The following is a 26,961-nucleotide window of genomic DNA, read 5'->3' on the forward strand; positions in this document are numbered from 1 at the left end:
GGTGTCGGCGGCGCACGGCAAGATGGTCCCGTGACCGACACCGAACCCGCCGCCGGACCTGCCGCGCTCGACGAGGCCTCGGCGCGGCGGCGCTGGGCCGAGCTCGTCGCCCTCGTCGAGGAGGACCGCGCCGCGTACTACGAGCACGACGCGCCGAAGGTCTCGGACGCCGAGTACGACGACCGCCTGCGCGAGCTGGAGGCGCTGGAGGCGGCGCACCCCGCGCTGCGCAGCCCCGAGTCGCCGACGCAGCGGGTCGGCGGCCGCGCGGCGGCCGGGTTCGAGACCGTCGCGCACCTGGAGCGGATGCTGTCGCTGGACAACGTGTTCAGCACCGACGAGCTGCGGGCCTGGGACGCGCGCGTGGCGCGCGACCTCGGCGTGCCGGACGGCGACGTCGGCTACCTGTCCGAGGTGAAGATCGACGGGCTCGCGATCGCGCTGCTCTACGAGAAGGGTCGCCTGGTGCGGGCCGCGACGCGCGGCGACGGCCGCGAGGGCGAGGACATCACCCAGAACGCCCGGCGCATCGCCGACATCCCCGAGAGGTTGCAGGGCAGCGGCCACCCCGACGTCGTCGAGGTGCGCGGCGAGGTCTTCATCCCGGTGGCCGCCTTCGACCGGCTCAACGAGCTGCAGGGCGAGACGCGCGTCCGGGCGGTGCAGGAGGCCCGGGAACGTCGCACGTTCGACGAGGAGCGGGCGCAGGAGGCCGCGCTGCGGCGGTTCCCGCACTTCGCCAACCCGCGCAACGCGGCGGCGGGCGGGCTGCGCCAGATGCTGGACAAGAAGTCGGGTCTCGACCTCGAGGTGGGTCTCGCCCGGGTCGAGGCGCTGCGGCTGTACGCCCACGGCGTCGGCGCGCTGCAGTGGACGGCGGGGGAGCACGAGGAGCTCGCGAACCAGTCGGACGCCTACGCCCTCTTCGAGCAGTGGGGCGTCCCGGTCTCCCCGCACAACCGGGTGGTGCAGGGCGTCGACGGCGTGCTCGCGATGATCGAGCACTTCGGCGCGCACCGGCACGACATCGAGCACGAGCTCGACGGGATCGTGGTGAAGGTCGACGCCCTGGCGGACCAGCGCCGCCTCGGCAGCACGAGCCGCGCCCCGCGCTGGGCGATCGCCTACAAGTACCCGCCCGAGGAGGTCAACACCCGCCTGCTCGCCATCCAGGTCGGCGTGGGCCGCACCGGCCGGGCCACCCCGTACGCGGTCATGGAGCCCGTCAAGGTCGCCGGGTCCACCGTCCGCCAGGCCACCCTGCACAACCAGGACGTCGTGCGCGCCAAGGGGGTGCGCATCGGCGACATGGTGGTGCTGCGCAAGGCCGGGGACGTCATCCCGGAGATCCTCGGGCCCGTCACCGCGCTCGCCGACGACGGCTTCCCCCGCGAGGACTTCGTCATGCCCGCCGAGTGCCCCGAGTGCGGCACGCCGTTGCGGCCCATGAAGGAGGGCGACGTCGACCTGCGCTGCCCCAACGCCGAGTCGTGCCCGGCCCAGGTGCGCGGACGCGTCGAGCACATCGGCTCCCGCGGCGGGCTCGACGTCGAGGCGCTCGGCGAGGTGACCGCTGCCGCCCTCACCCAGCCGCTGGAGCCCGCGGAGCCGCCGCTGCGCACCGAGAAGGACCTCTTCGCGCTCACCGTGGAACAGCTCGCCCCGATCAAGGTCGTGGTGCGTGACCCGGAGACCGGCCTGCCGCGGCCCAGCGACGGCAAGGGCGAGTCGGCCGACGTCACCATGTCCGACGGGTCGGTGCTGACGGCGAAGGTCGCGCGGCCGTTCCAGAAGGTCGTCGCGCGGACCTACCCGCCCGGCTTCGAGGACGCCACGCCCGCCGAGCGCCGTGCCGCCGGCGTGCGCAAGGACTTCCCGGTGTACGGGCCGTCCAGCACCGCCGAGAAGCTGGTCGCCGAGCTCGACCGGGCGCGCACCAAGGACCTGTGGCGGCTCCTCGTCTCGCTCAACGTCCGGCACGTGGGTCCCGTCGCGGCCCGGGCGCTGGCGGACTGGTTCGGGTCGCTGGACCGGATCCGCGCGGCATCGCGGGAGGACCTCGCGGCCGTCGAGGGCGTCGGCCCGGTCATCGCGGACGAGCTCCTCGCCTGGTTCGACGTCGACTGGCACCGGGAGATCCTCGAGGCGTGGACGCGCGCGGGCGTGCGGTTCGAGGTACCGGGCCACCCCGGACCGGAGGCACGCGCCGAGGAGGCCGCCGCTGGGCCGACCGGACCGCTGGCCGGGCTGACGGTCGTCGTCACCGGGTCGTTGGAGGGGTACAGCCGCGACGGCGCGAAGGAGGCGATCCTGGCCGCGGGTGGCAAGGCGGCCGGTTCGGTGTCGAAGCGCACCGACTACGTCGTGGTGGGGGAGAACGCCGGCTCCAAGGCCGCCAAGGCCGAGGAGCTCGGGCTGCCCGTCCTCGACGAGGCGGGCTTCACCGCCCTGCTGGCGGGCGGCCCGGCGGCGCTGGAGGCCTGAGGACCGGACGTGGCCGGGCGGCCTCCACCAGGCCCCGCGACGGTCTCGGTCCGGCGCCGAAAGCGTCGGTGCAGAGCAGGGCGAAGTGCCGCACCAGCGGCAGGTCGAGCCCCCAGCCGACGACCGCCCAGCCGAGGTGCAGGTGCCCCAGCGCTCGCGCGAACGCCCGGACCCCCTCGTAGCGGACGCCGGCGTGCTCGTACGTGAGACGCCACAGGATGTCGCGGTGATCGGCTGCCGGTCGCAGCTCCAGACCCACCGGACGGCGGTCGAGCAGCCAGCGGGCGACGCCGCGGCACGTCCCGCAGTCGCCGGCCACCCACAGGACCGCCGGGAGCGGGGGAGCGACGGGGCGCAGCCGGGGACGCCAGGAGGGCACGGCGCCCACGTAGCGCTCCCACTGCTCGCCGTACCGTTCCCGGAGCTGCCTGCCCTCGTGCCACGCCGCCAGGCCGGACGAGTAGCCGACGGTCACGAGCGCTCCCACCAGCAGGCGAGCGTCGCCGAGGACGGCGGCGAGGACGACGAACAGCGCGGCGACGCTGAGCTGCATCGGGTTGCGCACGTACGCGTACGGGCCGGTGACGACGAGCCGACGTGGCGGGTCGTAGGGGAGGGGGGTCCCCTGGCCGACGAGGGCCAGCTCGCGCATGGCCGCGACGCCGACGAGAGCCACGGCGAGCGCGAGCTGGACGCCCGCTGCTGTCACCGGTGCGGGCCACGGCGGCGTCGCGCCGGTGGCGACGACGGGCAGGGCGACGAGCAGGGCGCCGGCGATGACGGCCTGCGCCCACCCGCGCACGACGACGAACCGGCGGGCGAGCGTCCAGCGTGCCAGCAGGACCGCGGGGACCAGTGCGGTGGCCACCCCGATCGCCTCGCCCACCAGCCACCGCTCGCCGAGGACGACGACCGGGCTCGCCGCCGGCATGAGCAGCAGGTCCAGCCAGACGAGGACCGCCACGACCAGGACAGGGTGCGCGGTCCGCAGCGCCAGGGCGGGTACCGCGCCCCACAGGATCGCCCACGACCACCAGAGGTCCACGGGCACGCCACGCCAGACGGCGCCGACGGCCTCGAACGTCCACCATCCGGCGTCCGCGGCGACGACGTTGAGCGGCGCCAGGACGACGGCGCTCCAGCAGGTCGCCACGACGGCAGCGGCGAGCTCCCGGTCCGACGGTCTGCGGTGGACGAGGAGGGCGACGAGCAGCACGGTCGGCACTGCCAGGCCCGCCGCGCGGACCAGCTCGGCCTCGTTCACGGGCGGGTCGCGTCGCCGAAGGTGTCGAGCAGGTACTCGGACGCGAGCGCCGTCACATGGTGCTGGACCGGGCCGAAGTACCACGAGGGGTCGAAGGTGCGGCGGTAGCCGAGCGACCAGCTCGCCGTCGTGGCGGTGTCCCCGTGCCAGGTCACCTCGGCGGTTCGCAGGTCCATCCAGCGGGCGAGCGTGGAGTCCTCCACCACCTCGAAGACGACCCGGCCGCCTTCGGGCCGCACCTCGGACGCCACGACCCGCAGCCGCATGGAGCGCTCGGTGGGCTCGGCGCCCAGGCCGAGGCTGTGCCGGGGTGCGAAGGCGACGAGCCGTTCGTCGCCGACCGCGAGGCCCTTGCCGGAGGCGCCGACGGGAACGGGGAACGGCACCGCGCGCAGGAGCACGGCGTCGGGGCGGCCGTATCGCGGCTCGGCGGCGAGCGCGTCGGCGAACGCCTCCGGCGGCGCGTCGACGACGACGGTGGCGGAGGCGACGTCGTCGCGCGGGACGGAGGGGGTGCCCGTGACGCCTTCGAGCGCGAGCAGGAGCAGGACGGGCGCGAGGACGAGGTGGCGGCGGCCGCGCGCGTGCTGCACGGCCAGCGCGACGAGTGCCGCGACGCCGTAGAAGAGGGGTGCGGCGATCACGAGGCAGACGACGCCTTCGTCCAGGAGGGGCCCGGCGAGGGCGAGCCCGACGGTGGTGGTGGCGAGCGCGACGCCGACGGGATGGCGTGGGCGAGCGGTCAGGACCACGCTGACGGCGATGAGGGCGGGGACGCCGACGTAGAACAGCGACGTCTGATCGAGCCCGGACGCCGAGAGGGCCTCGGCGGCCAGCATGGCGGCGAAGAGGGCGAGGACGACGCCGGCCAGCAGCCGGCGTGCTCGGCGCTGGGCCGGGCCCTCGGGCGGGCGCGGTGCGTGCGGCACGGCGTCGTCGTCGTCCCAGGGATCGGACGGCTGACCGGCGCGGGCCCGTGTCGGTGCGGGCCGGAGGTGGTCGTCGGGTTCTCCGGGACCGGGGGAGTCCGTCATCGTCAGTCCTCGAGTCGGTGCTGGTCGCCTCGATCAGTTTGATCGGACGATTTAATCGTGCGATTAAAGCATATGCTCAAGCCACGCCAGGGAGAGGACGGGACATGTCGACGGCACGACGGAACAGCGAGGAGACGCGGCGGCGGCTGCTCGACGCGGCCGACCAGGTGCTGCGCGAGCACGGGTACGCCGGCACGTCGGCGCGGACGATCGCCACCGCGGCGGAGGTCAACTCCGCCCTGGTCTTCTACCACTTCGGGGGTGTGGACCAGCTGCTGCTCGCGGCGCTCGACCGGTCCTCCGCGCAGCGGATGGCGCAGCACCGGGCGACGGCCGCCGATGCCCGCACCGTCGAGGAGCTCGTCGAGGCCGGGCTGCGCATCTACCGCGACGACCTGGAGCAGGGCCATCTCGCGCTCTTCAGCGAGCTCGTCGCCGCAGCGGTGACCAAGCCCGCTCTCCGTGCCGAGGTCGCGGGCCGGGCGGAGCCGTGGCTGGCCTTCGTGGAGGAGGCGTGGGACCGGGTGGCGGGCGGTACGCCGCTCGGACGGCTGCTACCGGCCCGGGGGGTCGCCAACGCCGCGCTCACCTTCTACCTCGGCGTCAACCTGTTCTCGGTCCTGGACCCCGACCAGTCGCGTACCGAGGACGTGTTCGACCTCGCCCGCCGCCTGGCTCCGCGGGCCCGCCTGCTCACGCTCAGGCTGCCCGGCCCGCGCCGCCGCTGACCCGACGGCCACGGCTCAGGACGGAGGTCAGCGCGGGTCGCGCGCCGCCCAGAGCATGCCGCGCACGACGATCTCGTGGATCGTCGGCTCGGTGACGTCGTCGACCGTGTGCCCGACGGCGCAGGCGAACACCTTCCCCGCGCCCCAGCGCCGGGTCCACACGACGGGGACGTCGACGGGCCCGTGCCACGGTGCGTCGGGCCGCGGCGCGTGCGTGGTGGTGGCGAGCACGTCGAGGGCGGCGTCGGTCTGCAGCCAGTACTGCTCGGTGGTGAGGGTGATGCGCTGCGGGAGCCCGGCGACGACGGGGTGGTCGGCGTGGTCGGGGACGATCTGCACGTCGTGCTCGACCATGTCGCCGGGGTGCGCGACGAACTGCCCGCCGACGAGGTGCTGGTAGTCGGTGGCGTTGCGGAAGGAGTCGAGCAGCCCTCCGTGCCAGCCGGCGAGGCCGGTGCCGTTCTCGACGGCGACGCGCAGGCCGTGCATCTCCTCGACGAGGATGTCGCCCATCGTCCAGCACTGGACGACCAGATCGGTGGCGTCCATGACGTCGGGGTCGGCGTAGACCTCCAGCGAGCTCTCCACGGTGATGTCGAACCCTGCGTCGCGCAGCGCGGGGAGGAACACGTCGCTGGTGCCGACCGGGTCGTGCCCTTCCCAGCCGCCGCGGACGACGAGGGCGGTGCGCGTGGTCACGAGTCCTCCTGGGCGCTGACGAGCGTGTCGACGTTGTGGGGGGAGAGGTACTGCTCGGTGACGAGGGTCGCGGCGCCGATGACGCCGGCCTGGGCGCCGGCGCCGGACGGCACGATGCGCAGGTGCTGGGTGGCCAGCGGCAGGGAGCGCTGGTAGACGATCTCGCGGATGCCGGCCATGAGGTGCTCGCCGGCTCCTGCCAGGACGCCGCCCACGACGATGCGGGCGGGGTTGAGGAGGCTGACGGAGGCGGCGAGGACGGCACCGATGTCGCGTCCGGCCTGGCGGACGGCCTGTCCGGCCGCGACGTCGCCGCTGCGCACGAGGTCGACGATGTCGGGGGTGCCGTGGACGTCGGCCCCGAGGTCGCGCAGCCGCTGGACGATGGCGAGCCCTCCGGCGACCGCCTCGAGGCAGCCGGTGTTGCCGCAGCGGCACGGGATGTCCTCGGCGCCGGGGACGGTGACGTGCCCGAGGTCGCCGGCGGCGCCCTGGGCGCCGCGGCGCAGGTGGCCGTCCATGATGACGCCCGCGCCGATGCCGGTGGCGACCTTGACGAACAGCAGGTCGTCGACCTCGGGGCAGATGGTGCGGTGCTCGCCGAGCGACATGACATTGACGTCGTTGTCGACGAGGACGGGCGCCCCGAGTCGGGCGTGCAGCGCGGCGGGGACGTCGGTGCCGTCCCATCCGGGCATGATCGGCGGGTTCACGGGCCGGCCGGTGGTGTGGTCGACGGGGCCGGGCAGACCGATGCCGATGCCGGCGAGGTCGGTGAGGTGCCGTCCTGCCTGGGCGACGAGCTTGGCGGCGGTGTCGGCGACCCACCCGAGCACGTGCTGGGGTCCGTCGGCGATCGACAGGGGCTCGTCGAGGACGGAGACGGGGACCGCGGCGAGGTCGGTGACGGCGATGCGGGCGTGGGTGGCGCCGAGGTCGACACCGACCACGATGCGTGACCGGGGGTCGAACGCGAAGGTGGAGGGCGGGCGGCCGCCGGTGCTGCTGGCCTCGCCGGCGGGGGTGAGCAGCCCGACGCCGCAGAGGGCGTCGATGCGCGCGGCTACGGTGGACCGGGACTGGCCGGTCTCGGCGACGAGCGAGGCGCGGGTGCGCGGCTCCCCGTCGCGGAACAGCTGGAACATCTCGCCGGCGCCCGTCGGGCGCGGGGGGAACTTGGCCAGCCCTTCCATGAGCACAGTGAACCACGACTCCTTCGGTCCGCACTTTGATTGCCCAAGGTACATCACGGCGATGTAACGATCCCAAAGTACCCGCACTTATGATTGACGCTGAGCAGAAGTCTGCTTAGAGTCGTCGCATGGTCAGTGGAGACCCCGCAGCGCCGCTGCTGCAGATGCAAGGCATCGTCAAACACTTCCCGGGCGCCAAGGCGCTCGACGGCGTCGACCTCGACGTCCTGCCAGGAGAGGTGCACTGCCTCCTCGGGCAGAACGGGGCCGGGAAGTCGACCCTCATCAAGGTGCTCGCCGGTGCCCACCAGCCCACGGCGGGCACGATCCTCATGGACGGGCAGCCCGTGGAGCTGCCGCACCCCGTGGCCGCGCTCGAGCACGGCGTCGCGACCATGTACCAGGAGCTCGACGTCGTCGACGGCCTCACCGTGGCGGAGAACATCTACCTCGGGCACGAGCTCGACAAGGTCGGGTTCACGCAGCGCCGGGAGGTCGCGAACCGTACCCGGGAGCTCATGGCGCGCCTGGGCCACCCCGAGATCTCGCCGCACCGTGAGGTCGGCACGCTGTCCGCGGCCGGCAAGCAGACCGTGTCGATGGCGCGGGCGCTCTCGCGCGACGCCCGGGTCATCGTCATGGACGAGCCGTCGGCCGTCCTCGACTCCGGCGAGGTCGACAACCTGTTCCGGGTCGTCGACGAGCTGACCGCGCAGGGCATCGCGATCATCTACATCTCCCACCGCCTGGAGGAGATCCGCCGGATCGGCGACCGGATCACCGTCATCAAGGACGGCCGCACCGTCGGGCGCAACCTCGAGGTGGCGTCGACCCCGACGCACGACCTCATCAAGATGATGACCGGCAAGGACGTGGAGTACGCGTTCCCCACGCGCCCCGGCGTCCCCGCCGACGCCCCGGTCCGGCTCGAGGTCGAGGACCTCGCGCTGTCCGGCGTCTTCGCCGACGTGTCGCTGACCGTCCGCGCCGGGGAGATCGTCGGTCTCGCGGGTCTGGTCGGCTCCGGGCGCTCGGAGATCCTCGAGACCGTCTACGGCGCGCGCCGCGCCACCGGTGGGCACGTCACCCTCGACGGCCGGCGACTGCGCCACGGGTCCGTGGCCGCGGCCGTCGGTGCCGGTATCGGGCTCGCTCCCGAGGAGCGCAAGAGCCAGGGCCTGGTCCTCGACGAGCCCGTCTACCGCAACATCACCCTGTCGACGTTCGCCCGGACCGCCCGCGGCGGCTGGCTGGACGAGCGCGCCGAGAAGAAGGCCGCGAAGGAGCAGGCCGTCGCGCTCGACCTGCGCCCGCCGGACGTCGACCGCGCGATCCGGACCCTCTCGGGCGGCAACCAGCAGAAGGCCATGCTCGCCCGCTGGCTCGTGCACGGCTGCGAGGTGCTGCTCCTCGACGAGCCGACCCGTGGCGTCGACGTCGGTGCGCGGTCCGAGATCTACGCCCTCGTGCGCCGGCTCGCCGACGCGGGCACCGCCGTGCTGGTCGTCTCCAGCGAGATCCCCGAGGTCCTGGGCCTGGCCGACCGCGTCCTCGTCATCTCCGAGGGACGCGTCGTGCACTCAGGACCCGCCGAGTCGATCGACGAGCACCAGGTGCTCGACATGGTCATGGAAGGAAGTGTCGCGTGAACGAGCAGCAGACGTCGTCCGCCCCGGCGGACGCACCCAAGGCGGCGGGAAGCCGCCGAGGGTTCAGCGCCCTGTCGGGCGGGACGGTCCGCAACCTGGGCCTGGTCGCCGCCCTGCTCCTGCTGTGCCTGGTCGGGTTCCTGACCGGCGGCGAGCGGTTCGCCAGCCTGACCAACCTGACGATCATCCTCAGCCTCGCCTCGGTGACCGGCGTCATGGCGATCGGCATGACGTTCGTCATCACCACCGGCGGCATCGACCTGTCGGTCGGCTCCGTGCTCGGCCTGACGACGGTGTGGGCCTCGACGCTGGCCACGCAGGACATGGCCGACCAGTTCGGCTGGATCGTCATGGTCGGCTGCGCGCTGCTGGTCGGGCTGGCCGCCGGACTGATCAACGGCGTGATCATCGCGTACGGCAACGTGGTCGCGTTCATCGCGACCCTGGCGATGCTCGTCGCGGCCCGCGGGCTCGCGGAGCTCATCGCGAACCGCCGCACCCAGATCGTCGACCAGGCGTCCTTCGAGGACACCTTCCAGGGCAACCTCCTGGGCGTGCCGAAGATCGTGTGGATCTTCGCGCTCGTCGTCGTGGCGGGCTGGTTCCTCCTCAACCGCACGACCTTCGGCCGGCGCACGGTCGCCGTGGGCGGCAACCCGGAGGCGGCCCGCCTCGCCGGCATCAAGGTCAAGCGTCACCTCATGTACGTGTACGGGCTGGCGGGCCTCACCGTCGGCATCGCCGGCGTCATGATGCTCGCCCGCACCGGGGCCGGCTCGTCCACCAACGGCCTGCTGCTCGAGCTGGACGTCATCGCCGCCGTCGTCGTCGGCGGCACGCTCCTCGCCGGTGGCCGCGGCACCATCATCGGCACCGTCATCGGCGTCCTGATCTTCGCGACCCTCACGAACATCTTCATCATCAACAACCTCGACAGCTCGGTGCAGCAGATCGCCAAGGGCGCGATCATCGTCGGCGCCGTCCTGCTCCAGCAGCGCATCTCCAGGCCGTCGCGATCGAGCTGACGCCCACCCGTCCATCACCCCGCACCATCCACCACCGACCCCAGCACGACCGGACCGAATCGAGGAAGATCCCATGTCCGCACGTACGCACCGCCGGCACCGCCTGCTCGCCGTCCCCGCCGCTCTCGCCGCCTCGGCACTGCTCCTGACCGCCTGCGTCAGCAACGAGCCCGCCGAGGAGGAGACCGAGGGCGACTCGACCAGCCAGGAGACCGCCGCCTCCTCCGACAACGACGCCCCCGGCGAGCCGGTCGTCATCGGCTTCTCCGCACCGGCCGCCGACCACGGCTGGATGGGCGCCATCACCTCCGCCGCCGAGGCGGAGGCCGAGAACTACGAGGACGTCGAGCTCCGCGTCGCCGAGGGCACCAACGACGTCAACGTGCAGATCAGCCAGATCGAGGGCTTCATCGCCGACGGGGTGGACGCCATCGTGCTCCTGCCGTTCGACGGTGCGGCGCTCACCGACGTCGCGATCCAGGCCATGGAGGCCGGGATCCCCGTCATCAACGTCGACCGCGAGTTCTCCGACCCCTTCGCCGCGCGCACCACCGTGCTCGGCGACAACTACGGCATGGGCGTCTCGGCCGGCCAGTACATCTGCGAGCAGCTCGGCGACCAGCCGGACGCCGTCGTCGCGGAGATCCAGGGCATCGCCTCGCTGCCGCTCACCCAGGACCGCAGCCAGGGCTTCGCGGACGCGCTGTCCGACTGCGGCCTCGACGTCGACAACCAGGTGGCGGCCGAGTTCACCGTCCAGAGCGGTGAGTCGGTGACGGCGAACCTCCTGCAGGCCGCCCCGCAGATCGACGCCATCTGGAACCACGACGACGACCAGGGCGTCGGCGTCCTGCAGGCCATCGAGAACGCGGGCCGCGACGAGTTCTTCCTCGTGGGCGGTGCCGGTTCCGCCAACATGATGCGCGAGATCGAGAGCGGTGACTCCGTGGTCCAGGCCACCGTCATCTACCCGGCGACGCAGGCCGCGGACGGCATCAAGCTGGCCCGGCTGATCGCGCACGAGAAGGGCATGAGCGACCTCCAGTCCTCGGGCGTCCCGCGCACCGTCCAGCTCTTCGCGCCGGTCGTGACGGCGGACAACGTCGCCGACTACCTGCCGAACGCGTTCGAGTCCTGACCCGACCCACCACGACCCGGCGGCGGGGCCCTCGGCCCCGCCGCCGCGGTCCGGCTCGCCCTGTGACCGGGGCCGGGTCATGACCCACGAAGGAAGGAGCTCCGCCATGGGTGAGGCAGAGCGTGCCCGGCTCGGCGTCGGGATGGTCGGCTACTCGTTCATGGGGGCCGCGCACTCACAGGCCTGGCGCACGGCCCCCCGATTCTTCGACCTGCCGATGCAGGTCCGGATGCAGGTGGTGGCGGGACGGTCGCAGACCGCCGTCGCCGCGGCGGCCGACAAGCTCGGCTGGGAGGACTCGACCACGGACTGGCGGTCGCTCCTGACGCGGGACGACGTCCAGCTGGTCGACATCTGCACCCCGGGCAGCACGCACGTCGAGATCGCCGTCGCGGCGCTCGAGGCGGGCAAGCACGTGCTGTGCGAGAAGCCGCTGGCGAACACGGTGGCGGAGGCCGAGGAGATGGCGGCCGCGGCCGCCCGGGCGGCCGAGCGCGGCGTGCTCGCGATGGTGGGCTTCACCTACCGGCGCGTGCCCGCGATCCAGCTCGCGCGCCGCCTGGTGGCCGACGGTCGCATCGGCGAGGTGCGGCACGTGCGGGCGCAGTACCTCCAGGACTGGCTCACCGACCCGACGTCGCCGCTGACCTGGCGTCTCGACAAGGAGCAGGCCGGGTCCGGCGCGCTGGGGGACATCGGCGCGCACGTGGTCGACCTCGCGCAGTTCGTCACGGGGGAGTCCCTGGTGGGCGTCAGCGGGATCATGGAGACGTTCGTGCGCGAGCGTCCCGTGGCCGCGTCGTCGTCGGGGCTGTCCGCCGAGGCCGGCACGGGCACGGGGCCGGTCACGGTGGACGACGCCGCGCTGTTCTTCGGCCGGCTGTCGGGCGGCGGCCTGGCGAGCTTCGAGGCCACGCGGTTCGCGGCGGGCCGCAAGAACGCGATCCGCCTCGAGCTCAACGGGTCGAAGGGCTCGCTGGCCTTCGACTTCGAGGACATGAACCTCCTGCACTTCTACGACGACACCGAGGAGTCGACGACGGCGGGGTTCCGCCGGATCGTCGTCACCGAGCCCGACCACCCCTACACGGGGGCGTGGTGGCCGCCCGGCCACGGGCTCGGCTACGAGCACGGGTTCACCCACCAGGTGGTGGACCTCGTGGAGGACCTGGCCGCCGGGCGTCAGCCCACCCCGTCGTTCGCCGACGGGCTGGCGGTGCAGCGGGTGCTCGACGCCGTCGAGCGCAGCTCCGAGAAGGGCAGCGGCTGGGTGACGCTCGTCTGACGGACGTCACGGCCCGGCGACGACGGTGTCGTCGGGCCAGGCCGCGAGGAAGGAGGGTGCGGGCGCCGCGGGGCGCCCGCCGGACGGGTGGCGCGAGCCACCACCGGGTGCCGACGTCGTCAGGGCCGACGTGTCGGGAGCCGCGGAGCGCAGCAACAGCATCGTTCGACGACGAAGGAGCTCTTGTGAGGAACCCGCAACGGAGACGGGCACGCGTGGGTGGGCGGACGATCGCCGCCACCACCGCGCTGGCCGTCTGTCTCCCGCTGACCCTGGCCACGGCGGCCGCCGCGCAGGCGGCCGTACCGACCGACCTCTCCGCCGCCCCCCTGGCGGCCGCCCCCGACCAGTCCGACCCGTTCGACGTCCTCGTGTTCTCCCGCACCGCCGGGTTCCGGCACGGCTCGATCCCCGCGGGCATCGCGGCGATCCAGCAGCTCGGGCAGGACCACGGCTTCACGGTGACCGCCACCGAGGACGCCGGCGCCTTCACCGACGAGAACCTGGCGGCCTACGACGTGGTGACGTTCCTGTCCACCACGGGTGACGTGCTCGACGCCGACCAGCAGGCCGCGTTCGAGCGGTACATCCAGGGCGGCGGCGGGTACGCGGGCATCCACGCCGCGTCCGACACCGAGTACGACTGGCCCTGGTACGGCGAGCTGGTGGGCGCGTACTTCGACTCCCACCCGCAGAACCAGGACGCGACCATCAAGGTCGAGGACCACGTCCACGCGTCCACCGAGCACCTGCCGGAGCGCTGGGACCGCTTCGACGAGTGGTACAACTTCCGCTCGGACCCGCGTGACGAGGTGCACGTGCTCGCGTCCCTCGACGAGGGCTCGTACTCCGCGGGGACGGGCGCGATGGGTGCCGAGCACCCGATCGCGTGGTGCCAGGCGTACGACGGCGGCCGGTCCTGGTACACCGGCGGCGGGCACACCGACGAGTCCTACGCGGAGCCGGAGTTCCTCGAGCACCTGCTGGGCGGTCTGCAGACCGCGGCGGGCGTCGTCGACTCCGACTGCGCGGCGACGCAGAGCGCCAGCTACGAGATGGTGCCGCTCGACGAGGACACCGCGAACCCGATGATGCTGGACGTGGCTCCCGACGGGACCGTGTTCTACGTGGAGCGCGACGGCCGGGTGCGGGTGATCGACCCGGAGACCAGCACCACGAGCACGGCGATGACCCTGGCGGTCACGCAGTCCAACGAGGACGGCCTCACGGGCGTCGTCCTCGACCCGGACTTCGCGGACAACGGCTGGGTGTACCTGTTCTGGTCGCCGCAGGACGTCGGGACGGACGGCCCGCACAACCGGGTGTCCCGCTTCGACTACGACGCGGCCGCGGGCACCATCGACCCGGCCTCGGAGGAGAAGGTGCTCGTCGTCCCGACGCAGCGGCAGACCTGCTGCCACGCGGGCGGTGACATGGTGTTCGACTCGGAGGGCAACCTCTACGTCGCCACCGGCGACAACACCAACCCGTTCGAGTCGCAGGGCTACTCGCCCCTCGACGAGCGTGCGGGCCGGGAGAACTACGACTCCCAGCGCACGTCGGCGAACAGCAACGACCTGCGCGGCAAGGTCCTGCGGATCACGCCGCAGGACGACGGCACGTACACGATCCCGGACGGCAACATGTTCGCTCCGGGGACGGCGGACACCCTGCCCGAGATCTACGCGATGGGCTTCCGCAACCCGTTCCGCATCGGCGTCGACCCCACGAACGACAACGTGCTCGTGGCCGACTACGGCCCGGACGCCTCGTCGGCGAGCGCCACGCGCGGCCCGGCGGGCACGGTCGAGTGGAACGTCGTCAGCGAGCCCGGCTTCTACGGCTGGCCGTACTGCACGGGGGCGAACAACGCCTACTTCGCGTACGACTTCGCCACCGGTCAGCCGGGCGCGCAGTACGACTGCGCGGGCGGGCCGGTCAACGACTCGCCGCACAACACCGGCATCACCCAGCTGCCTGCCGCCGTCGAGGCGGAGGTCTGGTACGGCTACTCCACCAACCCGCTGTTCCCGGAGATCGGCGGCGGCGGTGCGCCCATGGGCGGCCCCGTCTACTCCTACGACCCGGAGCTCGACTCCGACGTGAAGTGGCCGGAGTACTGGGACGGCAAGGCGCTGTTCGGCGAGTGGAACCAGGGGCGCATGTACTCCTTCCAGCTCGCGGGCGACCAGCGCGACGACCTGGTGGACATCAACCGGGTGCTGCCGGAGATCTTCGACCCGAGCGCCGGCTTCGACCGGCCGATGGACTTCGACTTCGGTCCCGACGGCGCGCTCTACGTCGTCGACTGGGGCTCCGGGTTCGGCGGCAACAACGACACCTCGGGCGTCTACAAGGTGAACTACGTCGAGGGTGACCCCGCGCCGATCGCGCGGGCGAGCGCCGACGTCACCTCCGGCCTGGCGCCGCTGACGGTGCAGTTCTCCTCGGAGGGCACCCGGCACCCCGGCGGCGAGCCGATCGCGCTGCAGTGGACCTTCGGTGACGGCTCGGAGCCGAGCACCGAGGAGAACCCGGTCCACACCTACACCGAGAACGGCCGCTACACGGCCCAGCTCGTCGTCACGGACGAGTCGGGTCAGACGGGCGTCGCGAACGTGACGGTCGTGGTCGGCAACGTCGCCCCGGAGGTGTCCATCACCTTCCCGGAGAACGGCGGGTTCTTCGAGTGGGGCGACCAGGTCCTCTACGAGATCGAGGTCACCGACCCGGACGGCGAGGTGAGCTGTGACGACGTCACCCTGTTCACGTCGCTGGGCCACGACTCGCACGCCCACCCGTTCGAGGAGCTGACGGGGTGCTCCGGCACCATCCAGACCGCCCGCGACGAGGGCCACGGCATCGAGGCGAACATCTTCTGGGTGGTCGAGGCCTTCTACACCGACGACGGCGGCGAGGCAGGCGCCCCGCTGACGACGACGGACCTGCAGGTGCTCCAGCCGAAGCTCGTCCAGTCGGAGTTCTTCACCGAGACCGGGCGCGTCCCGGGCATCGGTGACGCCGGCGACCCCGGCGTGCAGACCGAGACGACCGGCGACACCGCCGGCGGCGGCCTGAACATCGGCTACATCGAGCCGGGCGACTACTGGGCGCACGAGCCGGTCAGCCTCACCAACGTGGACGCGATCTCGCTGCGCGCCGCGTCGAGCGGCACCGGTGGTGTCGTCTCGGTGCGCTGGGACGCCCCGGACGGCCCGGAGATCGGTCAGATCACCGTGCCCGGCACGGGCGGCTGGCAGCAGTACGTCGACGTCGGCACCCCGTTGACGAACGTTCCCGGTGGCTCCGGATCGCTGCACTTCGTGCTGCTGTCCGGTGGCATCAACGTCAACTGGATGGAGATCGACGGTCGTGGCGTCACCGACAACGTGCGGCCCGACGTCGAGCTCGTCGTCGACCCGGTCGCCGGGGACGCCCCGCTGACCGTCACCGCCACCGCCACGGCGACCGACCCCGACTCGACCGGCGACCTCACGTACGCGTGGGACGTCGGCCTGGGTGACGGGTTCGTCGACGGCGGTCCGACCCTCGAGCACACCTACGACGAGCCGGGCACCTACCGGCTCCAGGTGCGCGTCACCGACAGCGGCGGCGCCTACGCCGTCGAGTACGTGACGGTCGAGGTCACGGGCGTGACGCCCGAACCGGTCCAGTGCCTGTCCGGACGCTCGGACGACTTCCTCGGCACCGAGCTCGACCCGGACCGGTGGGACGTCCTCGACCAGAACCAGGACCTCCAGGTCGCCGACGGCGTCCTGACGGTCCCGGCCGCGGTCGCGGACTTCTACGGCACGAACAACGTCACCGTCCCGAACGTCGTCCTGCAGGACCTTCCCGACGGCCCGTTCACGGCGACGGCGAAGGTCACCATCCCCGCGTACGCCCAGTACCAGCAGGCAGGCCTGCTGATCTGGGGCGGCCCGGACGACTACGCCAAGATGGTCGTCCAGGGCCGGTCGGCACCCGCCGACCCGGCCACGCGGATCTTCCAGTACATCCGGGAGGAGGCCGGCGCCCCCAACGAGGTCGGCGACTCCAACACGGCCGCGCTCGGGGCCGCGTACCCCGACACGGTGTACGTGCGCCTGGCCAGCACCGACGGCCAGGACCTGCAGGCCTCGTACTCGGCGGACGGCGTGACCTTCACGTCCATGCCGCAGACGAAGTCCCTCGCCGGCATCGACGACCCGCGGATCGGCCTGGTGGCGCTCGCGGGCACCGGGTCGACGGCTCCGGTCGTCGACGCGCAGTTCGACTGGTTCCACCTGACCCCCGACGACACGGCCGAGGCGCCCGGACCGGACGACGAGTTCGACGCCGACACCCTCGACCCGTGCCGCTGGGACGTCGTCCGTGAGGACCCGACCGGCTACCGGGTGACCGGTGGTGAGCTCGAGATCGACACGACGGCCACCGACATCTACTCCGGGGACAACACCGGCACGCCGAACATCGTCGTGCAGGACCTCGGTGAGGGTGACTGGAGCGTCGAGACCCTGGTGGACGGGTCGGAGTTCGACCAGCAGTACCAGCAGGGTGGTCTCATCGCGTACGCCGGTGACGACGACTACGTGAAGCTCGACCTCGTCACCGACAACGCGCCGGGCAGCGCGGTGTCGCGACGGATCGAGCTGCGCAGCGAGGTCGGCGGGGTCGTCCAGAACCCGCAGCCGGGCGCGAACGACCTCACGTCGGCCGTGTGGCACCTGCGGCTCACCAAGGCGGGCTCGACCTTCACGGGCGAGTACAGCGCCGACGGTGAGGAGTGGACGACGATCGCCGAGACGGTGGACAACGCCGGGCTCGACGACGCCCGCGTGGGGCTCTTCGCCCTGGGCGCCGCTCAGCAGTCGGTCGCCACGGCCCGGTTCGAGCACTTCCGGGTGCTCGGCGCGACCGAGCCGCTGGAGGTCGTCGGCACCCTCGACCCGGCGGAGCCGGACGGCCCGGACGGGCAGTGGCTCGGGCCGGTGACCGTGACGGTCGAGACCACGGGCGGCCCCGAGGGCGTCCAGGTCTACCGCGAGGTGAACGTCGACGGTGCGGGCTGGGCCGAGTACACGGCCCCGGTCGTGGTCTCCGGAGCCGGTGACCACACCGTCGAGGTGCGGGCGTCGGCGGACGGCGAGACCGTCACCGGCGACACCCTCGCCTTCACCATCGCGGAGCCCGAGGTGAGCGAGGCGACCCCGTCGGTCGTCCTCACGCAGCCCACCTGCACGCTCGGCGACGACGGCGACCCCGTCGTGGGGACCGGCGCCGTCCGCGGTGTCGCGACCGAGGGCGTGCAGCGGTACGTCGTGTGGGCCGCCGACGACCTCGGCACCTACATCGGCAACGGGTCGAACCTGCCTCCGGGCGACTACGTGGTGCGGGCCTGGCCCGCCGCCGGCTACGAGCTGGTGCCGGCCGAGGGCTGGACCCGGATCTTCCAGGGCCGGCTCGAGACCACGGTGACGCTCGAGGAGCCCGACTGCCCGGTGGCCCCGGCCGCCGACGTGGTCCAGGCGACGTGCTCCTACGACGCCTCCGACGCCGAGGTGGTGACCGGCGGCTCGATCGCGCCGGTCGCCCGTGACGGGATCTCGTCCTACGTCGTGCGGGAGTGGGTCGACGGCGCTGCCGGCGACGTCCCGGACGACCTGGGCGACCTGCCGCCGGGCACCTACCGGGTCGCCGCACGGCCTGCTGACGGGTTCTTCCTCGTCGAGGCCGGCGACTGGCAGGTCCGGGCGAACGGGCTCGCCGTGCTCTTCGTGACGATCGAGGAGCCGGAGTGCCCCGACCCGACCACCCCCGCGGTGGTCGTGGAGCAGGCGTCGTGCGACGCCGGCGGCTCCATCACCCCGGTCACGCTGCCGGGGGTGAAGAGCTACGTCGTGCACAACTGGGTCGGCGGCAAGCTCAGCGGCAAGCCGCGCGACCTGCGCGACCTCGACCCCGGTCAGTACCACGTGATCGCCACCCCGGAGGCGCGCACCGAGCTGACGCTCGCCGGCAGCTGGAAGTCCAGCCCGTCGGGCAAGGCGACCCTGGTCGTGACCATCGAGGAGGTGTGCGACTGACCTCGGGCGGGCGCCGGTGACCGCCGGCGCCCGCCCCACCTGACCGCCGTCGGCGGTCGGCACGCACGAACGACCTGCCGGCGACCCCGGCCCAGGGCCGTCGCGGGGCGTACCGGCCGCCGACGGCACCGGCCGGTCAACGACCGGCCACCCCCGGTGCGGGACGGATGCGCTCCGCTCCCGCACCGGGACCTCGGGCCCCGGCCCGCACCACGGACGCAGAGGAGCAGACGATGAGATGGATCGCGCGGGCCGCCGCGGCCGCCCTGGCGGCCGGGATCGCCGTCGCGGGAGCGGCGGGTGTCGCCGTCGCGCACGGCGGGGAGATCGACGTCGAGATCGGCACCGACGGGGCGGGCGGCGTCTCCGCGTCGCTGACCTGGGCCGGCGACGGCCACCCCGTCGAGGACTCGGCGGTCGTCGTCGTCCGGGCCGTGTCCGACGACGGCGAGGAGATCGGCCCCGTCACCCTCGTGTCCGCCTCGGAGGGCGTCGGCTGGTACCGGTCCGACCCCGAGCTCCTGGACGAGGGCAGCTGGACCGTGACCGCCCGTGTCACCGAGCCGGAGAAGACGAGGGTGAAGGCGAACCTCGACGTCGTCGCACCCCCTGTCGTCGAGCCGTCCGCCTCGCCGGAGCCCACCGCCGAGGCCGAGGCCGCCGCCGACGGCACCGCTCCCGGTGCCGTGGAGCCCGGCTCCGACGCCGCGGCGGCCCAGGACGCCGACTCCGGCGCCGGCTGGCCGTTGTGGGTCGGCGCCGTGGCGGTCGTCGTCGCCGGCGCCGTCGTCGCGCTGCTGCTGAGCCGTCGACACCGCACCTGACCTGAGACCTGTTGGAACCGGGACCGGCCGCGCCGGTCCCGCACGCACGAGAGGAACGACGATGGCACGACCGATCACCCTGTTCACCGGCCAGTGGGCCGACCTGCCGCTCGAGGAGGTGGCCCGGCTCGCCTCCGAGTGGGGCTACGACGGGCTCGAGCTCGCCTGCTGGGGCGACCACCTCGACCCGTGGCGCTGGGACGACGACGAGTACGTCGCCTCGCGCCTCGAGCTCCTGGAGCGGTACGGACTGAAGGTCTGGGCCATCTCCAACCACCTCAAGGGCCAGGCCGTCTGCGACGACCCGATCGACGCCCGGCACCGGGACATCCTCCCCGACGTCGTCTGGGGCGACGGCGACCCGGAGGGCGTGCGACAGCGTGCCGCCGAGGAGATGAAGCACACCGCCCGCCTCGCCGCGAAGCTCGGAGTGGACACGGTGATCGGCTTCACCGGGTCGTCCATCTGGAAGTACGTGGCGATGTTCCCGCCCGCCTCGGAGGAGATGGTCGAGGCGGGCTACCAGGACTTCGCCGACCGCTGGAACCCGATCCTCGACGTCTTCGACGAGGTCGGCGTGCGGTTCGCCCACGAGGTCCACCCCAGCGAGATCGCCTACGACTACTGGACCACCGTCCGTACCCTGGAGGCGATCGGACACCGGGAGGCGTTCGGCCTCAACTGGGACCCCTCGCACATGGTGTGGCAGGACATCGACCCGGTGAGCTTCCTGTGGGACTTCCGCGACCGGATCTACCACGTGGACTGCAAGGACACGAAGAAGCGGATGACGAACGGCCGCAACGGCCGGCTGTCGTCGCACCTGCCCTGGGCCGACCCGCGGCGTGGCTGGGACTTCATCTCCACCGGCCACGGCGACGTGCCGTGGGAGGACTCGTTCCGGATGCTCAACACCATCGGCTACTCCGGCCCGATCTCGGTCGAGTGGGAGGACGCCGGCATGGACCGGCTCGTCGGCGCGCCCGAGGCGCTCGAGTTCGTGCGCCAGCACGCGTTCGACGCGCCCGACGCCTCGTTCGACGCCGCGTTCTCGACCCGCTGACGCTCAGGCGGTGTGCAGCATGACCACGTCGTCGTGCTGCACGCCGCCGACGTCGTAGGTGCGGGTGCCGACGACGTCGAAGCCGTGCCGCCGGTAGAACGCCTGGGCGCGGCCGTTGCGACCGTTCGTGCCCAGCCACAGGGTGCCGCCCGGCAGGAGGCGGGTCGCGTCGTCGACCGCGGCGGTCATGAGCAGGTCCGCGGTGCCGTCGCCCTGGTGGTGCGGGTGCACGTAGATCTTCGACAGCTCGACGACGGGGCCGTCGGTCACGGCGGCGAGCGCCTCGCGCTCGGCGTGCCCGTCCGGCTGCCCGAGCGCGAGCAGCGCGTAGCCGACCACGCCGTCCGCCCGGGCGACGAACAGACCGTGCCGAGAGCTCGTCGCCCAGCCGGCGAAGTGCTGGGGCGTGAGGTGGGTGGCGACGTGCGCCGCCATGGTCTCCGGCGACGTGCCCGGCGGGCAGGCCAGCGGGAACGTGAGGGCGGCCAGCCAGGCGATCTCCGCCGCCTCGGCAGGCTCGGCGCGGCGGACGACGACGTCGTGGTGGGGCATGGATCCGACCCTAGCCGCGGGCACGCCGCAGCGGTGGTGGCATGTGCGCGGGGTCACGTCGCCGGAAGTTGGAGCGGGGTACGCCGAGGTGTAATGTTCTGGGAGTCAGCCCGACGGGGACGGACGCCGCGAGGCGGCCGCCGGGGCTGGAACTCTCTCCGGAAGGCCGGGCGTCTCGTGCGCTCCGGACCACGTCGTGGAGGGGCCGGACCGGGTCACCGATCCTGGGCACGAGCGCCGAGCGCGAGTGGACAGAGGGAGTCGAACCGGGTAAGGTTGAAGGGTTGCCCCGGACGGGGTTCGGACTGAGGTCCGGACCGTCGGATGGTGTGTGTCGGTTGTTTGAGAACTCAACAGTGTGCTTGATAGTCAATGCCAAATTTATTGAACCTTCATTGGTTCCTTTGGATCGGACATCTAGGTTTTATGCTAGCTGTCTGGCCAGTATCGATTGGCATCGCGGGCTCTTCGGGGTTCGTGGTGTTTTTCTCTCTTTTACGGAGAGTTTGATCCTGGCTCAGGACGAACGCTGGCGGCGTGCTTAACACATGCAAGTCGAACGGTGAAGCCCAGCTTGCTGGGTGGATCAGTGGCGAACGGGTGAGTAACACGTGAGCAACCTGCCCTCCACTTCGGGATAAGCCTTGGAAACGGGGTCTAATACCGGATATGAGTGCCTGCTGCATGGTGGGTGCTGGAAAGTTTTTCGGTGGGGGATGGGCTCGCGGCCTATCAGCTTGTTGGTGGGGTAATGGCCTACCAAGGCGTCGACGGGTAGCCGGCCTGAGAGGGCGACCGGCCACACTGGGACTGAGACACGGCCCAGACTCCTACGGGAGGCAGCAGTGGGGAATATTGCACAATGGGCGAAAGCCTGATGCAGCGACGCCGCGTGAGGGATGACGGCCTTCGGGTTGTAAACCTCTTTCAGCAGGGAAGAAGCGCAAGTGACGGTACCTGCAGAAGAAGCGCCGGCTAACTACGTGCCAGCAGCCGCGGTAATACGTAGGGCGCAAGCGTTGTCCGGAATTATTGGGCGTAAAGAGCTCGTAGGCGGTTTGTCGCGTCTGGTGTGAAAACCTCAGGCTCAACCTGGGGCGTGCATCGGGTACGGGCAGACTAGAGTGCGGTAGGGGAGACTGGAATTCCTGGTGTAGCGGTGGAATGCGCAGATATCAGGAGGAACACCGATGGCGAAGGCAGGTCTCTGGGCCGCAACTGACGCTGAGGAGCGAAAGCATGGGGAGCGAACAGGATTAGATACCCTGGTAGTCCATGCCGTAAACGTTGGGCACTAGGTGTGGGGCTCATTCCACGAGTTCCGTGCCGCAGCTAACGCATTAAGTGCCCCGCCTGGGGAGTACGGCCGCAAGGCTAAAACTCAAAGGAATTGACGGGGGCCCGCACAAGCGGCGGAGCATGCGGATTAATTCGATGCAACGCGAAGAACCTTACCAAGGCTTGACATGCACCGGAAACACTCAGAGATGGGTGCCCCGCAAGGTCGGTGCACAGGTGGTGCATGGTTGTCGTCAGCTCGTGTCGTGAGATGTTGGGTTAAGTCCCGCAACGAGCGCAACCCTCGTCCCATGTTGCCAGCGGGTTATGCCGGGGACTCATGGGAGACTGCCGGGGTCAACTCGGAGGAAGGCGGGGATGACGTCAAATCATCATGCCCCTTATGTCTTGGGCTTCACGCATGCTACAATGGCCGGTACAGAGGGCTGCGATACCGTAAGGTGGAGCGAATCCCAAAAAGCCGGTCTCAGTTCGGATTGGGGTCTGCAACTCGACCCCATGAAGTCGGAGTCGCTAGTAATCGCAGATCAGCAACGCTGCGGTGAATACGTTCCCGGGCCTTGTACACACCGCCCGTCAAGTCACGAAAGTTGGTAACACCCGAAGCCCATGGCCCAACCCTTTGGGGGGGAGTGGTCGAAGGTGGGACCGGCGATTGGGACTAAGTCGTAACAAGGTAGCCGTACCGGAAGGTGCGGCTGGATCACCTCCTTTCTAAGGAGCACGTGGCCCTGGTGGTCGCACCGGTGTTGCTCGCCCGTTCGGGTGGGTGCTGGTGGGATCGTTCAGCTGGGGTCCATGCAGGCTGCTCGAGGCGCCGTTCGTGCGTCTGGTGGCTGCTCTGGGTGGAACATTGACCGTACGGTCCCGTTCGTGGGCCGGCTCGCGAGTACGCCGCTGCGCTGCCCTTCGGGGTGGGTGGGTGGTTGGAAAGTCGGGTCGGTGTCGTGAGTGGGGTCGGGAGAGCACACTGTTGGGTCCTGAGGCAACCGGCCATGGGTCGGGGGTTTCACGACGCGGGTCGTCGGTGGGTGTCATACCGCCTGGCTGCTGCAGGGTCTTCGCACCGGAAGGTGTGGGGTCTCTGGTGGTGGTGGGGTTGGTGGCGTCCGCGCCGGCGGGTTCGTCCGTTGCTTGAGAACTGCACAGTGGACGCGAGCATCCCAGATGTTCAAAGACGCATCACTTCCTCTTGCGAGGTGGTGAGGCGTTTTCTTGGATTTCTGTAGCATATTTGTAGTGTGTGCCGAAGTTTTTAAGGGCACACGGTGGATGCCTTGGCACTAGGAGCCGAAGAAGGACGTGGTAGCCTGCGATAAGCCTCGGGGAGTTGGCAAACGAGCTGTGATCCGAGGGTGTCCGAATGGGGGAACCCGGCCAGGGTCATGCCTGGTCACCCTCGCCTGAATATATAGGGCGAGTGGAGGGAACGCCGGGAAGTGAAACATCTCAGTACCGGCAGGAAGAGATATTCCGTGAGTAGTGGCGAGCGAAAGCGGATGAGGCCAAACCGTGCGCGTGTCAAGCTGTCAGGCGTTGCGCGTACGGGGTTGTGGGACCTTCTGGAGGAATCTGACAGTTCTTCAGCCAGTAAGAAAGCCGTGTCATAGTCGAACCGCATTGAAAGGCGGACCGTAGAGGGTGTGAGTCCCGTAGACGAAATGGTGCGGCCTGGTGGAGGGGATCCCAAGTAGCACGGGGCCCGAGAAATCTCGTGTGAATCTGGCAAGACCACTTGCTAAGCCTAAATACTACCTAGTGACCGATAGCGGACAAGTACCGTGAGGGAAAGGTGAAAAGTACCCCGGGAGGGGAGTGAAATAGTACCTGAAACCGTGTGCCTACAATCCGTCGGAGCCTCCCTAGCAGGGGTGACGGCGTGCCTTTTGAAGAATGAGCCTGCGAGTTAGTGCTCGGTGGCGAGGTTAACCCGTGTGGGGAAGCCGTAGCGAAAGCGAGTCCGAACAGGGCGATTCAGTCGCCGGGTCTAGACCCGAAGCGAAGTGATCTAGCCATGGGCAGGTTGAAGCGCCGGTAAGACGGCGTGGAGGACCGAACCCACTTAGGTTGAAAACTGAGGGGATGACCTGTGGTTAGGGGTGAAAGGCCAATCAAACTTCGTGATAGCTGGTTCTCCCCGAAATGCATTTAGGTGCAGCGTCACGTGTTCCTTACCGGAGGTAGAGCTACTGGATGGCCGATGGGCCCCACCAGGTTACTGACGTCAACCAAACTCCGAATGCCGGTAAGCCAGAGCGTGGCAGTGAGACTGCGGGGGATAAGCTTCGTAGTCGAGAGGGAAACAGCCCAGACCACCGGCTAAGGCCCCTAAGCGTGTGCTCAGTGGGAAAGGATGTGGAGTTGCACAGACAACCAGGAGGTTGGCTTAGAAGCAGCCACCCTTGAAAGAGTGCGTAATAGCTCACTGGTCAAGTGATTCCGCGCCGACAATGTAGCGGGGCTCAAGTACACCGCCGAAGCCGTGGCACTCACACTTTGCCCAGCACAGACTTGATCTGTGTTCAGGCGTGTGGGTGGGTAGGGGAGCGTCGTGTGGGCAGTGAAGCCGCGGAGTGATCCAGCGGTGGAGACCACACGAGTGAGAATGCAGGCATGAGTAGCGAATGACGGGTGAGAAACCCGTCCGCCGAATGACCAAGGGTTCCAGGGCCAGGTTAATCCGCCCTGGGTAAGTCGGGACCTAAGGCGAGGCCGACAGGCGTAGTCGATGGACAAGGAGTTGATATTCTCCTACCGGCGAAGAACCGCCCATACCGAGCCCGGTGATGCTAAACGCCCCAAGGGCAGCACAGTGGTCTTCGGACCACACCGCTGCCGGCGGCGCGTGACCCGAACCGGTAGTAGGTAAGCGTATTAACAGGGGTGACGCAGGAAGGTAGCCCGGCGTGGCGATGGTAGACCACGTCCAAGGCCGTAGCCCGCTTCGTAGGCAAATCCGCGAAGCACCAGGGTGAGAGCTGACAGTGACCGCGTATGCGGGAAACGGGTGATCCTATGCTGCCAAGAAAAGCCTCGACGCGAGGTTCTAGCCGCCCGTACCCCAAACCGACTCAGGTGGTCAGGTAGAGAATACCAAGGCGATCGAGATAATCGTGGTTAAGGAACTCGGCAAAATGCCCCCGTAACTTCGGGAGAAGGGGGGCCTGATCCGTCAACACCCTAGCGGTGGGACGCGGTGAGGGCCGCAGAGACCAGGGAGAAGCGACTGTTTACTAAAAACACAGGTCCGTGCTAAGTCGCAAGACGATGTATACGGACTGACGCCTGCCCGGTGCTGGAAGGTTAAGAGGACGGGTCAGCTTCGGCGAAGCCCAGAATTTAAGCCCCAGTAAACGGCGGTGGTAACTATAACCATCCTAAGGTAGCGAAATTCCTTGTCGGGTAAGTTCCGACCTGCACGAATGGCGTAACGACTTCTCCGCTGTCTCAACCGCGAACTCGGCGAAATTGCACTACGAGTAAAGATGCTCGTTACGCGCAGCAGGACGGAAAGACCCCGGGACCTTTACTATAGCTTGGTATTGGTGTTCGGTGCGGTTTGTGTAGGATAGGTGGGAGACTATGAAACCCGCGCGCCAGCGCGAGTGGAGTCGCCGTTGAAATACCACTCTGACCGCATCGACCATCTAACCTCGGTCCGTGATCCGGACCAGGGACAGTGCCTGGTGGGTAGTTTAACTGGGGCGGTTGCCTCCCAAAATGTAACGGAGGCGCTCAAAGGTTCCCTCAGCCTGGTTGGCAATCAGGTGTCGAGTGCAAGTGCACAAGGGAGCTTGACTGTGAGACCGACAGGTCGAGCAGGGACGAAAGTCGGAACTAGTGATCCGGCGGTGGCTTGTGGAAGCGCCGTCGCTCAACGGATAAAAGGTACCCCGGGGATAACAGGCTGATCTTCCCCAAGAGTCCATATCGACGGGATGGTTTGGCACCTCGATGTCGGCTCGTCGCATCCTGGGGCTGGAGTAGGTCCCAAGGGTTGGGCTGTTCGCCCATTAAAGCGGCACGCGAGCTGGGTTTAGAACGTCGTGAGACAGTTCGGTCCCTATCCGCTGCGCGCGCAGGAAACTTGAGAAGGGCTGTCCCTAGTACGAGAGGACCGGGACGGACGAACCTCTGGTATGCCAGTTGTTCCGCCAGGAGCACCGCTGGTTCGCTACGTTCGGAAGGGATAACCGCTGAAAGCATCTAAGCGGGAAGCCTGCTTCAAGATGAGGTTTCCAACAGAATCTTTCTGTGAAGGCACCCAGCTAGACCACTGGGTAGATAGGCCGGAAGTGGAAGACAGGACCAAAGACTGTCGCAGCTGACCGGTACTAATCAGCCAACAACTTCACACACACTCCTTGCATGCACGCGTCCACTGTGCGGTTCCCGAGAAACGGGCACCACCCACACCACCCCCAGACCAAGGGACGGTGTGGAACCCGAACAACTCGACAACGTTACGGCGGTCACAGCGTAGGGGAAACGCCCGGTCCCATCCCGAACCCGGAAGCTCAGCCCTACAGCGCCGATGGTACTGCCCTGGAGACGGGGTGGGAGAGTAGGACGCCGCCGGACACCCTTCACAAACAGGCCCCCAACCACCAGGTTGGGGGGCCTGCTTGCATTCCCCCA

Annotated in this window: 15 protein-coding genes and 3 rRNA genes; 12 read left to right on the forward strand and 6 right to left on the reverse strand. The window is 69.8% G+C overall.

Features of this window, described 5'->3' with window-relative positions; all coding sequences use genetic code 11:
* The first annotated feature begins 30 nt into the window (after window positions 1-30).
* Window positions 31-2,484 (forward strand): NAD-dependent DNA ligase LigA, encoded by a 2,454-nt coding sequence (gene ligA, locus I598_RS00135; protein ID WP_068200048.1) that lies wholly within the window; start codon window positions 31-33, stop codon window positions 2,482-2,484.
* Here ligA and I598_RS00140 read toward each other — a convergent pair.
* Together I598_RS00140 and I598_RS00145 are read right to left on the reverse strand one after the other, a co-directional pair.
* A complete protein-coding gene (locus I598_RS00140) occupies window positions 2,441-3,748 on the reverse strand; it encodes a methyltransferase family protein (protein ID WP_068200050.1) in 1,308 nt (435 codons plus the stop codon). The two genes, ligA and I598_RS00140, sit on opposite strands and share 44 nt — an antisense overlap.
* On the reverse strand, window positions 3,745-4,782 hold the full coding sequence (locus I598_RS00145; RefSeq protein ID WP_198155718.1) for a hypothetical protein: 1,038 nt from the start codon (window positions 4,780-4,782) through the stop codon (window positions 3,745-3,747). Before I598_RS00145 ends, I598_RS00140 begins: the two co-directional genes overlap by 4 nt.
* A 104-nt stretch (window positions 4,783-4,886) precedes the next feature.
* Here I598_RS00145 and I598_RS00150 point away from each other — a divergent pair, with 104 nt between their 5' ends.
* A complete protein-coding gene (locus tag I598_RS00150) occupies window positions 4,887-5,510 on the forward strand; it encodes a TetR/AcrR family transcriptional regulator (protein WP_068200052.1) in 624 nt (207 codons plus the stop codon).
* Window positions 5,511-5,537: 27 nt separating this feature from the next.
* Here I598_RS00150 and I598_RS00155 read toward each other — a convergent pair whose 3' ends face one another.
* Together I598_RS00155 and I598_RS00160 are read right to left on the reverse strand one after the other, a co-directional pair.
* Complete coding sequence (locus I598_RS00155; RefSeq protein ID WP_068200055.1) at window positions 5,538-6,209, reverse strand: ThuA domain-containing protein; 672 nt, start codon at window positions 6,207-6,209, stop codon at window positions 5,538-5,540.
* A complete protein-coding gene (locus tag I598_RS00160) occupies window positions 6,206-7,402 on the reverse strand; it encodes an ROK family protein (RefSeq protein WP_068204643.1) in 1,197 nt (398 codons plus the stop codon). Before I598_RS00160 ends, I598_RS00155 begins: the two co-directional genes overlap by 4 nt.
* A 128-nt stretch (window positions 7,403-7,530) precedes the next feature.
* Here I598_RS00160 and I598_RS00165 point away from each other — a divergent pair, with 128 nt between their 5' ends.
* The 4 genes from I598_RS00165 (at window position 7,531) to I598_RS00180 (ending at window position 12,499) form a co-directional block, all read left to right on the forward strand.
* Entirely contained in the window at window positions 7,531-9,051 is a 1,521-nt protein-coding gene (locus I598_RS00165) for a sugar ABC transporter ATP-binding protein (RefSeq protein ID WP_068200058.1), read from the forward strand.
* Complete coding sequence (locus I598_RS00170; RefSeq protein WP_068200062.1) at window positions 9,048-10,076, forward strand: ABC transporter permease; 1,029 nt, start codon at window positions 9,048-9,050, stop codon at window positions 10,074-10,076. The genes I598_RS00165 and I598_RS00170 overlap by 4 nt, the downstream gene beginning before the upstream one ends.
* A gap of 73 nt (window positions 10,077-10,149) precedes the next feature.
* Window positions 10,150-11,214, forward strand: coding sequence for a substrate-binding domain-containing protein (locus I598_RS00175; RefSeq protein ID WP_068200065.1), 1,065 nt, complete (start codon window positions 10,150-10,152; stop codon window positions 11,212-11,214).
* 106 nt (window positions 11,215-11,320) lie between these two features.
* Window positions 11,321-12,499 carry a Gfo/Idh/MocA family protein gene (locus I598_RS00180; RefSeq protein WP_068200075.1) on the forward strand — a complete coding sequence of 393 codons (1,179 nt, stop codon included), beginning with the start codon at window positions 11,321-11,323 and terminating at the stop codon, window positions 12,497-12,499.
* A 6-nt stretch (window positions 12,500-12,505) separates the two neighbouring features.
* On the opposite strand, the gene I598_RS17520 is transcribed toward I598_RS00180, so the two are convergent.
* Window positions 12,506-12,661, reverse strand: coding sequence for a hypothetical protein (locus I598_RS17520; RefSeq protein WP_157557105.1), 156 nt, complete (start codon window positions 12,659-12,661; stop codon window positions 12,506-12,508).
* A 53-nt stretch (window positions 12,662-12,714) separates the two neighbouring features.
* Between I598_RS17520 and I598_RS00185 the strand changes: the two genes are divergently transcribed.
* From I598_RS00185 to I598_RS00195, 3 genes are all read left to right on the forward strand, one after another.
* On the forward strand, window positions 12,715-18,585 hold the full coding sequence (locus I598_RS00185) for a ThuA domain-containing protein (protein WP_232314214.1): 5,871 nt from the start codon (window positions 12,715-12,717) through the stop codon (window positions 18,583-18,585).
* A gap of 233 nt (window positions 18,586-18,818) precedes the next feature.
* Window positions 18,819-19,409, forward strand: a complete 591-nt coding sequence (locus I598_RS00190) for a hypothetical protein (protein ID WP_068200078.1) — start codon at window positions 18,819-18,821, stop codon at window positions 19,407-19,409.
* A gap of 61 nt (window positions 19,410-19,470) precedes the next feature.
* Window positions 19,471-20,472, forward strand: a complete 1,002-nt coding sequence (locus tag I598_RS00195; RefSeq protein WP_068200081.1) for a sugar phosphate isomerase/epimerase family protein — start codon at window positions 19,471-19,473, stop codon at window positions 20,470-20,472.
* 3 nt (window positions 20,473-20,475) lie between these two features.
* Here the strand turns inward: I598_RS00195 and I598_RS00200 are convergent, their stop codons facing one another.
* Window positions 20,476-21,024: a GNAT family N-acetyltransferase gene (locus I598_RS00200; protein ID WP_068200085.1), complete on the reverse strand. Its 549-nt coding sequence runs from the start codon at window positions 21,022-21,024 to the stop codon at window positions 20,476-20,478.
* A gap of 494 nt (window positions 21,025-21,518) precedes the next feature.
* Here I598_RS00200 and I598_RS00205 point away from each other — a divergent pair.
* The 3 genes from I598_RS00205 to rrf all read left to right on the forward strand — a co-directional run bounded on the left by I598_RS00205 (window position 21,519) and on the right by rrf (window position 26,904).
* A 16S ribosomal RNA gene (locus I598_RS00205) occupies window positions 21,519-23,037 on the forward strand.
* 530 nt (window positions 23,038-23,567) lie between these two features.
* Window positions 23,568-26,681 (forward strand): 23S ribosomal RNA (locus I598_RS00210).
* Window positions 26,682-26,787: 106 nt separating this feature from the next.
* Window positions 26,788-26,904, forward strand: a 5S ribosomal RNA gene (rrf, locus tag I598_RS00215).
* Together the 16S, 23S and 5S rRNA genes form the textbook arrangement of a ribosomal RNA operon.
* The last annotated feature ends 57 nt before the right edge of the window (window positions 26,905-26,961 follow it).

This window comes from Isoptericola dokdonensis DS-3, assembly GCF_001636295.1.
GTDB lineage: Bacteria > Actinomycetota > Actinomycetes > Actinomycetales > Cellulomonadaceae > Isoptericola > Isoptericola dokdonensis.